Source organism: Streptomyces sp. EDA2-14, assembly GCF_054963755.1.
The window spans coordinates 864,175-878,008 of the sequence record NZ_JBUEGE010000001.1 but is presented as its reverse complement, the minus strand read 5'-3'; the positions used below and the strand labels follow the sequence as shown (position 1 = coordinate 878,008).

The following is a 13,834-nucleotide window of genomic DNA, read 5'->3' as shown; positions in this document are numbered from 1 at the left end:
CCGGCGGGAACGGGCCGCGGGCATGATGACCGGCATGACCACCCACACCACAGGCAGCCCGCGGCACATCGGTGACGACGAGCGGCGTGTGCGGCTCGCGCTCGCGCAGCGCCTCGCCCCCGCGGCGCGCGCGGACCGCGCAGAGGACGTCGCCCGCTCGCTCGTGGCGCTGCACGGCACGGATCCGGCGACCGTGTACCTGGCGGTGGGGGCGCGGCTCGCGGACGCCTCCGGGACCGTCGCGGACGTCGAGCGGGCGCTGTACGAGGACCGGACGCTGGTGCGGATGCACGGGATGCGGCACACGGTGTTCGCGTTCCCGGCCGGGCTGGCCGCGACGGTGCACGCGTCGACCGGGCTCGCGGTGGCGGCGAAGGCGCGGGCCGGGCTGCTCAAGGACATGGTGGGCGGGAGCGACGGCCGGCTCACGCCCGAGTGGCTGGCGGACGTGGAGGCGTCGGCGCTGGCCGCTCTCGAGCGGCGCGGGGAGGCCACGGTGACCGAACTCGTGGCGGACGAGCCGCGGTTGCGGGAGCAGTTCACGTACGGGCGGGGCAGGAGCTACGAGGCCGCGCACACGGTGTCGTCGCGGCTCATGCGGGTGCTCGGGGTGGAGGGGCGGGTCGTACGCGGCCGGCCGCTCGGCTCGTGGACCTCGACGCGGTTCCGGTGGGCGGTCGCGCCGCCGCACCCAGAGCTGCCGGTCGCCGAGGCGCAGGCGGAGCTGCTGGGGCGCTGGCTCGGGGCGTGCGGGCCCGCCACCGAGGGGGACCTCAAGTGGTGGACGGGGTGGAAGGTCACGGATGTACGCAAGGCGCTCGCGGCGGTGGGGGCCGTCACGGTGTCCCTGGACGGCGGCGGCACGGGACACGTCATGCCGGACCAACTCGACGCGCCAGAAATTGACGTGGAGCCGTGGGCGGCGCTCCTGCCGGGCCTCGACCCCACGGCGATGGGCTGGCAGGAGCGCGACTGGTACTGCCCGCCGGAGCTGCGCCCCGCGCTCTTCGACGGCAGCGGGAACATCGGCCCTACGGTGTGGTGGGGCGGGCGGATCGTGGGTGGATGGGGGCAGCGGGCGGGCGGCGAGGTGGTGTGGCGGTTCCTGGACACCTCCCCTGGGCGCGAGGCGGAGCGGGCGGTGGCGGCGGAGGCGGAGCGCCTCACGGAATGGCTCGGCGAAACCCGTGTGACGCCCCGCTTCCGCACACCGCTGGAGAAAGAGCTGGCCACCGCGTGAGCGCACGCGGTGGCCCCTGCGGGGCTCGATGTGGCCGGATCGGACTACCGGCTGTAGCGCATGAGCGCTCGCACCATGTGGCACGTCGTGTCGGACGGCGGGTGGATGCCGACGAGCTCGGCCGTCGCGCGGATCTTGCGGTTGTGGGCCTGGGTGGGGAGGTAGACGCCGGAGTCGAGCAGGGCTATCGCCAGGCGCATGGCCTTCAGGCGGCGGTTGTGGGTGATGTACCAGTCGCGGGGGCGCCCCGCGGGGAGCGGCCTCTTCGCCAGTGGCGTGTACGGCAGATCGATCAGCATCGGAGCGGCGGCAGCGGGCACAGGCATCCTCCTGTCGCGAGCGTCCGAGAGCCCCCGTAGCCCTCGAACAATGCTTCTATTCTACTGCCGACCACTGACAAAAGCCGCTGGCCAGGCCCCCGTTGAGGCCGTCGATCGACGCCACTCGCGTACCGTTGACCCCATGGAGATCTGGATCAACCCGGCCTGCTCGAAGTGCCGCAGCGCGCTCACCCTGCTGGACGCGGAGGGCGCCGACTACACGGTGCGCCGCTACCTGGAGGACGTGCCCGCCCCCGACGAGATCCGCGCCGTGCTCGACCGGCTCGGGCTCGAACCGTGGGACATCACCCGCACCGGGGAGGCCGCCGCGAAGGAGCTCGGTCTGAAGGACTGGGCGCGGGACGCGGACAGCCGGGAGCAGTGGATCGAGGCGCTCGCCGCGCACCCGAAGCTGATCCAGCGCCCGATCATCACGGCCGACGACGGCACGGCCGTGGTGGGCCGCAGCGAGGAGGCCGTACGGGACGCGCTCGGCCGCGGCTGACCCGGATCCCGCGGCGGATCGCATACAGGCCCATGGGCCACGTCACACCCCACGACACGTCAGGTAACACGGGGTTCACAAACGAGCAACGGACGAGAAATGCCCTGGTGACACGCTTCCCGGCAGTTCGAGACCCGCGTGAATGAGGATGTGGCCCCCCGTGACCTTCAAGGCTGAGTACATCTGGATCGACGGCACCCAGCCGACGGCCAAGCTCCGTTCGAAGACGAAGATAATCGCGGGCACCCCGCAGGGCCTGGACACGCTTCCCGTCTGGGGCTTCGACGGCTCCTCCACCAACCAGGCCGAGGGCCACGCCTCCGACCTGGTGCTGCGGCCGGTCGCCCAGTACCCGGACCCGATCCGCGGCGGCGACGACATCCTCGTCATGTGCGAGGTCCTGAACATCGACATGACGCCGCACCACACCAACACGCGTGCCGCGCTCGCCGAGACCGAGGCGCAGTTCGGCGCCCAGGAGCCGATCTTCGGCATCGAGCAGGAGTACACCTTCTTCGAGGGCGACCGCCCGCTCGGCTTCCCCGTCGGCGGCTTCCCGGCCGCGCAGGGCGGCTACTACTGCGGCGTCGGCACCGACGAGATCCACGGCCGTGACGTCGTCGAGGCGCACCTCGAGAACTGCCTGAAGGCCGGTCTCGCCATCTCCGGCATCAACGCCGAGGTCATGCCCGGCCAGTGGGAGTTCCAGGTCGGCCCCGTGGGCCCGCTGGAGGTCTCCGACCAGCTGTGGATCGCCCGCTGGCTGCTCTACCGCACCGCCGAGGACTACAAGATCTCCGCGACCCTCGACCCGAAGCCGGTCAAGGGCGACTGGAACGGCGCGGGCGCGCACACCAACTTCTCCACGAAGGCGATGCGCGAGGGCTACGACGCGATCATCACCGCGTGCGAGTCGCTCGGCGAGGGCTCGAAGCCGCTCGACCACGTGAAGAACTACGGCGCCGGCATCGACGACCGCCTGACCGGTCTGCACGAGACCGCCCCGTGGGACGAGTACAAGTACGGCGTCTCCGACCGCGGCGCCTCGGTCCGCATCCCGTGGCAGGTCGAGCGGGACCGCAAGGGCTACATCGAGGACCGCCGCCCGAACGCCAACGTCGACCCGTACGTCGTGACCCGGCTGCTCGTCGACACCTGCTGCGCCGCCCTGGAGAAGGCCGGCCAGGTCTGACGGCCCCGGCCGGTCCGAATCCGGCCATCCGCTTCGGGAGGGTGTCCACATTGTGTGGGCACCCTCTCGTATGCGTGACGCATCTGTTTCAATGAAGACATGGCCAGTCTTTACCGGAACAGCAGCTCGTGGGGTCGTCGGCACGACCTCGAGCCGTTCTGGCCGTCCCGCCAGCACCACGATTTCGACCGTGTGTGTCGCCGCGTGAGGAACGCGCGGCCCCTCTAAACCCGTTGGCCCGACCGCCACGGCCTTCGGTCCGCGCGTACGACGTACGTCCTTCCCTGACGACTCCTCGCGCGAAAGAGCTGACCATGGCTTCTGCCCTGCTGACCGACCCGCTCATCTCCGTCGACACCGCCTGCCGCACCGTGCACGTCGCGGGCCGCCAACTCGACCTCACGTACCTGGAGTTCGAGCTGCTCGCCCATCTGGTCGCACACCCGCACCGGGTGCACACGCGCGATCAGCTCGTGCACACCGTGTGGGGATACGGGCATGTGGGCGACGGCCGCACCGTCGACGTCCATGTCGCCCGACTGCGCCGGAAGCTGGGCGCGGAGCACCGGGACACGATCCGTACGGTGCGCCGCGTCGGCTACAAGTACACGCCACCCACCGGCAGTTGAGGTGAAATCCGGGGGCCGATTGAACAGCGTCGGCCCCCGTTGCGTACGTAGTCCCATGGGACGCACCTCACGGAAACGGCGCTCATCGCTGGCGACGCGCATGACCATCGCGTCGGCCGCACTGCTCCTGGGCGGAGGTGGGCTGGTCGCGGTCAACGTGTACGCGTCGGCCCACGAGGAATCCGCCGACGGGCAGAACGCAAGCAGCGGGGCGCAACAGACACAGCAGGCACAGCAAGTGGCCACCATCGACTGTCCGGACGTCGGCGCACAGCTGACCGACGTGCCGGGCGGCGCCCGCGCCGCGGTCGACGGCGAACTGGCCACCCTGGACACCCAGGTCACGCGGGCCTATCAGCGGCTCGCCTCGACGCGGGACGCGGCCGCGCGGGATCCGCGGTTCGTGCAGAACAGCATCATGGGCCCGCTGAAGCAGCAGCGGACCAGCGCCCTGCAGCGCATCCGTCAGGACATGGAGCGCTCGGGCGGCCGGGCCCCCGCCGGCATGGGCGACATGGCCGAGTGCACCGCGCAGCCGAAGGACGGCACCCAGCCGTCGGCCGCCCCGAGCGGCAGCCAGAGCGCGGACCCGGGCGGGAACACCGGCCAGCAGCCGGGCGGAGGCCAGCAGCCCGGCGGCGGCCAGGCGGGCAACGGCGGGCAGGCCGGGAACGGCCCCGTGGCCGCCGACTTCGCCGACATCACCAAGGTCCGGCCCAACGTCCAGCAGCCCCGCAACGGCAGCAACGCCTCCACCGGCACCTTCACCACCCGCTGCGGCGTGAACGAGAACAAGAAGTTCAACACCGACAACATCATCGTGGCGCCCGGCGTGACCAACGGCGCGCACCATCTGCACGACTACGTCGGCAACCAGGACAACGACGCCTTCTCCAGCAACGACGACCTGGCGAACGCCGACACGACCTGTCAGAACCAGGGCGACAAGTCCACCTACTACTGGCCCGTGCTCCGCCTCCAGGACGGCTCGAAGGACTTCGACGCCGACAAGGACGGCGGCGGCAAGGAGGGCAACGTGGGCACGATCCTGCGGGCCGAGAAGGCGAGCATCAAGTTCGTCGGCAACCCGCGCGGCAAGGTCGTCCCGATGCCGAAGTTCCTGCGCATCATCACCGGTGACGCCAAGGCGTTCACCAACGGCACCGCCAATGCCAACGCGCACTGGAGCTGCACCGGCTTCGAGAACCGGCAGTTGACGGACAAGTACCCGCTGTGCCCCGAGGGCAGCAAGGTGGTGCGCAGCTTCGCGTTCCAGAGCTGCTGGGACGGGCAGAACATTGACAGCGCAAACCATCGCACACACGTGGCATTCGCCGACCAGGCAGGCAACTGCCCGCAGAACTTCAAGGCCATCCCGCAGCTGAAGATGCGCCTGGTGTACGACGTGCAGACGCCGAAGATCCAGAACGGCCAGGTACAGAACCCGTTCGCGGTCGACGGCTTCCCCGAGCAGCTGCACAAGCCGATCACGGACCATGACGACTTCATCAACGTCTTCGACGACCGGACCATGCAGAAGGTCTCGGACTGCATCAACAAGGGCGATCGCTGCAACTGAGCAGCGACCGCCCCCTTTTGGCCGCTGTGCGGCCGGCTCAGCGACGCCCCGCGTCCTCGTGACCCCCACCACCGCTACTCCCCGAGTGGTGCGAGGACGGCCGCTCCAGGGTTCCGCCGAGCCGGCCGCGCAGCCGTGTGAGCTGCGCGGCGCCGCCGACCGCGATCCACTTGGGGCCCACGAGATAGACGCCGCCGTAGTCGTTTGCCTGGTCGAACCATTCGGCCTGCCCCTTGTCGCTGGTGAAGGTGGCGAGCACGTAGCGGCTGTCGCCGGTGCCGCAGTTGGCCTGGCGGAGATCGGCGGCGTCGGTCTGGATGTCGGGTCGGCATCCTGCCTGCTCAGCGAGGTGCTCCAGGCTTCCCGAGGCCGTACGGGGGATCTTCGGCGTGTCGTCCTTCGGGGCCCCTTCGGAGCCGCCCGCACCGCATCCCGTGGCCGCCACGAGCACGACGGCACCAGCCGCCAGCACTTTCCTCATTTCGCTCTCCTGTCCGGGGAGTTCCGTTGCTACCGTGCGCCGCACCATCCGCGACGCAAGGGGGGTACACACATGTCCGCACCATCGCGACGCACGGTTCTCGGCACGACGGGTGCCATCGGCCTCGGCACGGCCCTGGGGGTGGGCGCCCCGACCGCTCAGGCGGCTCCGGTCCCGGTGGCCGCGAGCAGACCGACTGTTCTTGATACGGCTGCGGCGCGTGCGGCGCTCAACCGTCAACTGCCGCACCACTCGGACCAGTTCAGACTCAGCCTGGTGGCCGCGCGCGGCACGGAGGACCGTTTCCGGGTGACCGGGACGGCGGGCCGCATCGAGGTGTACGGGACGACCCCGGCGACGCTGCTCGCCGGGGTCCACTGGTTCCTGAAGTACGAGTGCGGGGCGCACATCGCCTGGAACGGCTCGCAGCTGGACCTCCCGGCCCGGCTCCCGGCCCCCTCGAAGCCGCTGGAGCGCTCCACCTCGCTCCCCCACCGCTTCGCGCTCAACGACACCAACGACGGCTACACGGCACCCTTCGCCGACTGGTCGTACTGGGAACGCGAGATCGACATCCTGGCGCTGCACGGCTGCAACGAGGTGCTCGTCATCGCGGGCATGGAGGCCGTGTACCACCGCGTCCTGAAGGACTTCGGCTACAGCGACGCGGAGGCCCGCTCCTGGCTGCCCGCCCCGTCCCACCAGGCGTGGTGGCTGCTGCAGAACCTCTACGGGTACGGGGGTCCGCTCTCGCCCGAACTCATCGCGCGCAGAGCGGAGTTGGGCCGAAGAATCGTCGACCGGCTGCGCGAGCTCGGCATGAAACCGGTCATGCCCGGCTACTACGGGCACGTGCCGAAGGAGTTCGTGCAGCGCAACGGCGGCGACGCGCACGTCGTGCCGCAGGGCGTGTGGCACGGCTTCGACCGCCCGGACTGGCTCGACCCGCGCACCACGGCCTTCGCGCGGGTGGCGGAGTCGTTCTACGGCCACCAGAAGGACCTGTTCGGCGAGATCGGCGCCTTCAAGATGGACCTGCTGCACGAGGGCGGCACGGCCGGCGACGTGCCGGTCCCGGACGCGGCGCGCGGCGTCGAGAAGGCGCTCCAGAAGAACCGTCCCGGCGCGACGTGGGTGATCCTCGGCTGGGAGGCGAACCCGCTGCCCGAGCTGATCGACGCGATCGACAAGAAGAAGATGCTGATCGTGGACGGGGTGTCCGACCGGTTCACCTCCGTCACCGACCGCGAGAAGGACTGGGGCGGCACCCCGTACGCGTTCGGCACGATCCCCAACTTCGGGGGCCGTACGACGATCGGGGCCCGCGCGCACATCTGGGAGCAGAAGTTCTTCGCGTGGCGCGACAAGCCGAACAGCGCGCTGACCGGCACGGCGTACATGCCGGAGGCCACCGACCGCGATCCGGCGGCGTTCGAGCTGTGGTCGGAGCTGGCCTGGATGGACACGAAGGTGGACCGGGCCGCCTGGTTCGCCTCGTACGCCGACCTCCGCTACGGACGCCGCGACAGGGGCGCCCGCGCCGCCTGGCAGGCGCTGCACGACACGGCGTACCAGCAGAAGGCGACGGAGCGCTCCGACCCGCACGACTCGTTGTTCGCGGCACGCCCCGACCTCTCGGCCGACCGCGCCGCCTACTACGCGCCGCGCGCCCTCACCTACGATCCGGCCCGCTTCGACGCGGCGCTCGCCGGGCTCCTGGACGTGTCGGGGAAGCTGCGGGGCAGCGCGGCGTACAAGTACGACCTGGTGGACGTGGCGCGGCAGGCGATCGCGCACCGCAGCCGCCAGCTCCTGCCGCAGCTGAAGGCGGCGTACGCCGCCAAGGACCGGGCCACCTTCACGTCCCTGTCGACGCTGTGGCTGAAGCTGATGCGGCTGTCCGACGACGTGACGGGCACCAACAAGGCGTTCCTGCTCGGCCCGTGGATCCAGGACGCCCGCGATCTCGCCACGAACGACGCCGAGCGCGCCGAGTTCGAGCGCTGCGCGAAGGCGCTGATCACCGTGTGGGGCGACCGGGCCACGTCCGATCCGGGCAACCTCCACGAGTACGCCAACCGGGACTGGAACGGGCTGATCGCCGACTTCTACCTGCCGCGCTGGCAGAAGTGGCTGGACGAGCTGGCCGACGCGCTGGCCGCAGGCCGGGAGCCCGCGAAGGTCGACTGGTTCGCGTTCGAGGAACCGTGGACGCGCGAGCGCAAGGACTATCCGCTGCGGCCGTACGGGGATCCGTACCGGACGGCCTCGCAGGCCCGCGACATCCTCGCGCGCGCCCCGTACCAGGGCTCGGTGAAGGTCACCGCCGAGCCGGCCGCCTTCCCGCCGGGCGGGCACGCGCGCGTGGCGGCCACGTTCCGCAATGTCAACGGGCTGCGCGCTACGGGCCGCGTCGACTTCGAGCTCAAGGGCATCACCGCCGTGCCCGAGGGCCCGACCCGCCTGGGCAGCGTGCCCCCGGCCGGGGAGGGCAGGGTCGCGTGGCAGGCGAGCGCCCCCGGCACCCCGCTCGACGCTCCGCTGCGCCCGCTCCCGTACACGCTCGACGTCCAGTACGGTCCGGCCGGCGAGCCGCGGATCACGTACGTCCACAAGGGCACGCTCTTCGAGGCGGGTCCGCTCGACGAGGGCTGGCGGACGTACAGCAACAACGCGGCGGTCTTCGGGCAGCTCGGCCGGCGGTTCGCGATCGACGGCGGCGGCGCCGACCTGTGGAAGGGCACGGCGGAGTTCGGGGCGGTGTACCGCGCGAACGCGTTCCGGGACGGCTCGGTGGCGGTGGTGCGGGTGGACACGCAGGCGGTGACGGGCCCGTGGGCGCGCGCCGGGATCATGGTGAGCAACGCCATCGGCGACCCCGGGGCACAGGGCTTCGTGAACCTGTCGGTCACGCCCGCCAACGGCGTCGTCCTCTCCTACGACTCAGGCGGGGACGGCACCCTCGACACGTACAAGCGGATCACCGGGATCAAGGCGCCGGTGCTGCTGCGGCTGACCCGGGCGGGCGACGCGTACACCGGGGAGTGCTCGACGGACGACGGCGCGACCTGGCGGACGGTCGCGACGGTGCCGTCGCAGCGGCTCGCCTCCGCGCAGGGCGTCGGCATGTTCATGAGCGCGACGAACGGCGGGAACGGGACGCGGGGCACGGTCGAGTTCAGCGGGTGGAAGCTGAGCTGATCCGGTCCCCGCAACTCCGGTGACACCGGGGCGCTCCTGTGTGAGAGTGCCCCGGTGAGCACCGAGAACAGTGACTGGGAAGAGCGGATCGCGGCCGCGTGGGCCGCATTCGACGCCTCCACCGACAGCACAGAGGCGGGCGCGGGCGAGTTCCGCGCGCTCGTCGACGACCTCGCCGCCGAGCTGCCCGCCGGCAGCCCGGTCGCCCCGTTCGAGCGGGCCTGCGCCTTCGACTCGACCGGCCACTCCGACAAGGCCGTCCCGCTGTACCAGGAGGCGCTGCGGCTCGGCCTGACCGGCTACCGGGCCCGCCGGACGAAGATCCAACTGGCCAGCTCACTACGGAACACGGGGCGCGCGGCGGAGGGCGTCGCGCTGCTCGAACCGGAATTGACGTCTCCCAGCGACGAGTTGGACGACGCGGTACGGGCCTGCCTCGCGCTGTGTCTGTCGAGCCTGGGCCGCGACCGGGAGGGTCTGTCCCTGGTCCTCGCCGCTCTGGCGCCGCATCTGCCGCGCTACCGGAGATCGATGGCGAACTATGCGAAGGCGCTGGTCACGCCCGAGGACGGGGCCGAAGCCGACCGCGCGTAGCGACGGACGGCTGTGACCATCGCACGATTCGCTCGTTCTGCTGAACGTGCAGTCAAAGGTGCAGCAGCAATCCACGCCCCCGTCCGCAGCGCCGGCCGCCGTCATCGACGTCGAGCAGGCCGAGGCCGCCCTGGTCGAGCACTACCCACGACTGGTCCGACTGGCCTATCTCGTGCTGCCGCCCGGCCTCGGCCGCAACCGCCGCGTGCTGACCGCCCACTCGGTCGCCCAGCGGGCCCTCCCCCGCGGCCGCACCGCCGACGCCCCGCCGCCGGTCCCGGCGCAGCGCGGCGGCGACGGCCGCACCGGCGACCCCTGCTACGCCTACGTACGCCTGAAGGTGCTGCGCAGCTCGCTGGAGGCGGGGCTGCCGCTGCGGCGCGCGGCCTGGCCCAAGCGGGCCCAGCTGCCGCCGCTGCTGCCCCAGGTGTGGGGCCTGAGGCTGTTCCCGAAGTCCGGCGGCGCCGATGAACTCGCCCTGGACCAGCAGCTCTCCGCGCTGAGCGGTCCGGCCCGCGCCGCGTACGTGCTGCGCGGCCTGGAGCGCCTCGACGACAGCGCCGTCCACGCGGCCCTCGTCGAGGCGGGCTGCACGGAGGAGGACGCGGCCGCGGCCGTCGCCGAGGCGCGGGGCATGGCGGCCGACGCCGGGTCCGGGACGGAGCTCCTGGAGTCCCCCGAGTTCGACCCGTGCTCCCTGCACGCGCGGCCCACCGACCTGATGCGCCGCCGCCAGCACCTGAAGGCGGCGCTCGCGGCGGTCGCGGCGACCCTCGTGTGCGGCGCGCTGCTCGGCCTGCCGGGCGACGGCTGGACCCCGGACGGCGCGGCGGCCCCGCCGTACGCGCGGAACCCGGCGGGGCAGGCCGCCCTGAACCCGGCCGAGCTGCACCGGGTCGGTCCGGGCGCGTGGAAGACGTCGGCCCGCACCGACTTCTCGGTGTGGCCCGCGCGCGGTTCGCTCACCGGCGACAAGGAGCTGCTGCGCAGGGCGCTCGCCGTGTGGGCGCGGCCCGGCGGCTCGGTGAAGGTGTCGGCGACACCCGGCACTCCGGCGGGCGCACCGCCGGGACCGCCGCAGCTGCTGTACGCGGGCGAGCTCGACCAGGCCCGCGTCGTCCTGCTCTACGACGGCCTGCGCGTCGTGCGCTACGCCGAGCCGAAGCAGGGCACGAGCGGCGCCGCGCTCGACTTCGCGCGGGTCGACGGCGCGGCGGACGCGCAGGCGAGCGCCGTCGTCCTCGACCGGGCCGACGGCAACGTCCGCTATCTGACCGCCCCTTGGGTGGCCGGATCCGCCACCCGCGACCTGCTGAAGCCGTCGGCGGGGGCGCGGGCCCTGTCCCGTACGAAGGACGGGGTGACGGCGCCGTTCCCGAGCCCGGCACTCGCCTCCTCCTGTACGTCGTGGAACGCGCTGGCGCTGACCGACTCGACGGGCACCCGGCTCACCACCGACCTCGGCGAACTGGTGCCCGCGCACCTCACGTCCGGCAGCCCCGCCGCGCCCCGCGAGGCGCGGCCCGCGGACTGGGCGACCACCGCGTGCTCCCTCGCGGCGGCCCGCTCGCACGGGGTGCGCTCCGTGAACTCCTGGACGTACGCACGGCAGGCGCTGCCGGAGGCGAACGGGACGGCCGAGTGGCTGTGCACACGGGCCGACACCTGGCGGGGCACCGGGCCGCGCACTCTGGCGTTGTTCCGGGCGCCGGGGGCGGATGCGGCGGTCGTCGCGGCGAAGTCGGAGTCGTCGCCTGCGTGCGGTTCGCGCGATCCGCAGGTGCTTGCGGGTGTGCGGTGGAAGTCGCGGGAGGGGGCGTGGTACCTGGTTGCCTCGGGTAGCTCGGGCTTGAACTCGGTGACTGCCGCGGGCCGGTCGGTCCACGGCCATGCGCTCGCGGTGCCTCTTGCGCGCGGCACGAAGGTTTCGCTCAGCGGGCGGACGGCGCAAGGCGACACGGTGCGACCCCTGCGGTAGGCGGGAACGGCCTTGTTGACGATCACGTAAAGAAACTCGTGCACAAGGGGTGTCCGTCCGGCCTACCCGTCAGTACATTGACGCCATGTCTAATACGCGCGTCCCGTTGAAGGCACGCCAGGTCTCCTTCGCCTGGGACAGGACACCCCTGCACTGGCTGCCGGACGACCCGTTCACCACGCACACCATCAACGTCCTGCACCTCCTGCTCCCGGCCGGGGAGCGCTGGTTCGTGCACGTCTACAAGCAGGTCCTGCCGTACATCACGGACGAGCGGCTGCGCGAGGACGTCATCGGGTTCATCGGCCAGGAGGCCATGCACTCGCAGGCCCACGACGAGGTGCTGCCGCACCTGCGCGAGCAGGGCCTCGACCCGACGCCGTACACGGCCCAGCTCGACTGGTTCTTCGAGAAGTTGCTCGGCGACCGGACGCTGCCGCCGGGCAAGGCGCGGCAGTGGTGGCTGATGGAGCGGGTCGCGCTGATCGCGGCGATCGAGCACTACACGGCGTTCCTCGGCAACTGGGTGCTGAACGCCGACGAGCTGGACCGGCGCGGCGCCGACCCGACGATGCTGGACCTGCTGCGCTGGCACGGCGCGGAGGAGGTCGAGCACCGCGCGGTCGCCTTCGAGCTGTTCGAGCACCTCGACGGGAGCTACCGGCGCCGGGTGCGCACCTGGGCCACCGCCTTCACCGCCCTCGTCTTCCTGTGGCAGCGGGGCGCGCGGTTCTTCATGGAGAACGACCCGACGCTGCTCGACGGCAAGGCCAGCTTCAAGCAGTTCTACCAGGGCGGCAAGCGCGGCGTGCTGCCGACGACCGGGGCCATGGCGCGGTCCATACCCCGCTATCTGAGCCGGAGTTACCACCCGGACCAGGAGGGCGACACCGATCAGGCCGTCGCCTACCTGGCCTCCTCCCCCGCCGCGACCGCCGCCGACGCCCGCGAGGCCGCACGGCAGGGAGCGGCCCGATGAACGCCCGTACGCTGCGCAGGGCAGCCGTCGTCGCCGGTGCCGCGTTCGTCGTGCGGCGGGCCATGCGGCGGCGGGTGCAGCGGTCCCCGCTGTGGCCGATGCCCGCGCTGGAGGAGCCGACGTCGGGGCGGCCGCGGGCCCGTGCGCTGCACCTCCGGATCGCGCGGCACGAGCGGCTCGCCGACGGCGTGGTGCAACTGCGCCTGGAGGGCCACGACCTGCCCGCCTGGCGGCCCGGCGCCCACCTCGACCTGGTGCTCCCCTCGGGTCTCGTACGGCAGTACTCGCTGTGCGGGGACCCCGAGGACACGTCGTCGTACACCGTCGCCACCCGGCTCATCCCGGCGGACGAGGGCGGGCGCGGCGGATCGCGCGAGGTGCACGAGGCGCTGCGGGAGGGCGCGGAGGTCGAGGTGCGCGGGCCGCGCAACCGGTTCCCGCTCGACGCGCAGGCGCCCGCCTACGTGTTCGTCGCGGGCGGCATCGGCATCACCCCGATCCTGCCGATGCTGCGGGAGGCCGAGGCGCGGGGCGCCGCCTGGACGTTGCTGTACGGGGGCCGGACGCGCGCCTCCATGCCGTACGTCGAGGACGTGGCGAAGCTCGGCGGCGAGGTCACCGTCGTGGCGGAGGACACGGACGGCCGGCCCGACCTCGCGGCGGCGCTCGCGGACACCGTGCCCGGCACGGCCGTGTACTGCTGCGGGCCCGAGGGGCTCCTCGCGGCCGTGGAGGCGGCTCTCCCGGAGCACTGCACGCTGCACAGCGAACGGTTCGCGCCACGGAAATCGGCGGACGGGAACGCCCCGTTCGAGGTCGAGTTGCGGCGCAGCGGCAAGGTGGTGGACGTGGCCGCCGACACCACGGTGCTCGCCGCAGTCCGCCGCGAGGTGCCGTCGATCGCGTACTCCTGCGAGCAGGGTTTCTGCGGAACGTGCCAACAGCGCGTCGTGGAAGGGGAGATAGAGCACCGCGACGAGTTGCTCACGGATGCCGAGCACGGCGACTCGATGCTGATCTGTGTGTCGCGGGCGCGGGGCGAGCGACTGGTGCTGGACCTGTAGCGGGACCCGTGGCGGAGGTGCGCGGAGATCGTCACGGGGGCCGGTTGGCAGGCCGAATCCGCTCGGTAGAGT

Annotated in this window: 12 protein-coding genes; 10 read left to right on the top strand and 2 right to left on the bottom strand. The window is 72.1% G+C overall.

Translation table 11 applies throughout. From position 1 onward, the window contains the following. Positions 1–34: 34 nt before the first annotated feature. The gene (locus tag ACY34M_RS03885) at positions 35–1,240 is read left to right on the top strand and encodes a winged helix DNA-binding domain-containing protein (RefSeq protein ID WP_462717611.1); all 1,206 of its coding nucleotides are present in this window, start codon (positions 35–37) and stop codon (positions 1,238–1,240) included. Positions 1,241–1,284: 44 nt separating this feature from the next. Here the strand turns inward: ACY34M_RS03885 and ACY34M_RS03880 are convergent, their stop codons facing one another. Next, on the bottom strand, positions 1,285–1,566 hold the full coding sequence (locus ACY34M_RS03880) for a hypothetical protein (protein WP_462717610.1): 282 nt from the start codon (positions 1,564–1,566) through the stop codon (positions 1,285–1,287). 136 nt (positions 1,567–1,702) lie between these two features. Between ACY34M_RS03880 and ACY34M_RS03875 the strand changes: the two genes are divergently transcribed. From ACY34M_RS03875 to ACY34M_RS03860, 4 genes are all read left to right on the top strand, one after another. Beyond that, the gene (locus ACY34M_RS03875) at positions 1,703–2,065 is read left to right on the top strand and encodes an arsenate reductase family protein (protein WP_462717609.1); all 363 of its coding nucleotides are present in this window, start codon (positions 1,703–1,705) and stop codon (positions 2,063–2,065) included. A 160-nt stretch (positions 2,066–2,225) separates the two neighbouring features. Further along, on the top strand, positions 2,226–3,257 hold the full coding sequence (gene glnII / locus ACY34M_RS03870; RefSeq protein ID WP_462717608.1) for a glutamine synthetase: 1,032 nt from the start codon (positions 2,226–2,228) through the stop codon (positions 3,255–3,257). A 158-nt stretch (positions 3,258–3,415) separates the two neighbouring features. Then, the gene (locus tag ACY34M_RS03865) at positions 3,416–3,886 is read left to right on the top strand and encodes a winged helix-turn-helix domain-containing protein (RefSeq protein WP_462717728.1); all 471 of its coding nucleotides are present in this window, start codon (positions 3,416–3,418) and stop codon (positions 3,884–3,886) included. 55 nt (positions 3,887–3,941) lie between these two features. After that, positions 3,942–5,465 carry a DUF1996 domain-containing protein gene (locus tag ACY34M_RS03860; RefSeq protein WP_462717607.1) on the top strand — a complete coding sequence of 508 codons (1,524 nt, stop codon included), beginning with the start codon at positions 3,942–3,944 and terminating at the stop codon, positions 5,463–5,465. A gap of 37 nt (positions 5,466–5,502) precedes the next feature. Here the strand turns inward: ACY34M_RS03860 and ACY34M_RS03855 are convergent, their stop codons facing one another. Beyond that, complete coding sequence (locus tag ACY34M_RS03855; RefSeq protein WP_462717606.1) at positions 5,503–5,946, bottom strand: hypothetical protein; 444 nt, start codon at positions 5,944–5,946, stop codon at positions 5,503–5,505. Between the two features lie 72 nt (positions 5,947–6,018). Here ACY34M_RS03855 and ACY34M_RS03850 point away from each other — a divergent pair, with 72 nt between their 5' ends. From ACY34M_RS03850 to ACY34M_RS03830, 5 genes are all read left to right on the top strand, one after another. After that, entirely contained in the window at positions 6,019–9,147 is a 3,129-nt protein-coding gene (locus ACY34M_RS03850; RefSeq protein WP_462717605.1) for an alpha-N-acetylglucosaminidase, read from the top strand. Positions 9,148–9,201: 54 nt separating this feature from the next. After that, complete coding sequence (locus ACY34M_RS03845; RefSeq protein ID WP_462717604.1) at positions 9,202–9,741, top strand: tetratricopeptide repeat protein; 540 nt, start codon at positions 9,202–9,204, stop codon at positions 9,739–9,741. Positions 9,742–9,799: 58 nt separating this feature from the next. Next, positions 9,800–11,719: a hypothetical protein gene (locus ACY34M_RS03840; protein WP_462717603.1), complete on the top strand. Its 1,920-nt coding sequence runs from the start codon at positions 9,800–9,802 to the stop codon at positions 11,717–11,719. An 85-nt stretch (positions 11,720–11,804) separates the two neighbouring features. Further along, a complete protein-coding gene (locus ACY34M_RS03835) occupies positions 11,805–12,698 on the top strand; it encodes a metal-dependent hydrolase (protein WP_462717602.1) in 894 nt (297 codons plus the stop codon). After that, a complete protein-coding gene (locus ACY34M_RS03830) occupies positions 12,695–13,762 on the top strand; it encodes a PDR/VanB family oxidoreductase (protein ID WP_462717601.1) in 1,068 nt (355 codons plus the stop codon). Before ACY34M_RS03835 ends, ACY34M_RS03830 begins: the two co-directional genes overlap by 4 nt. Positions 13,763–13,834: the final 72 nt, after the last annotated feature.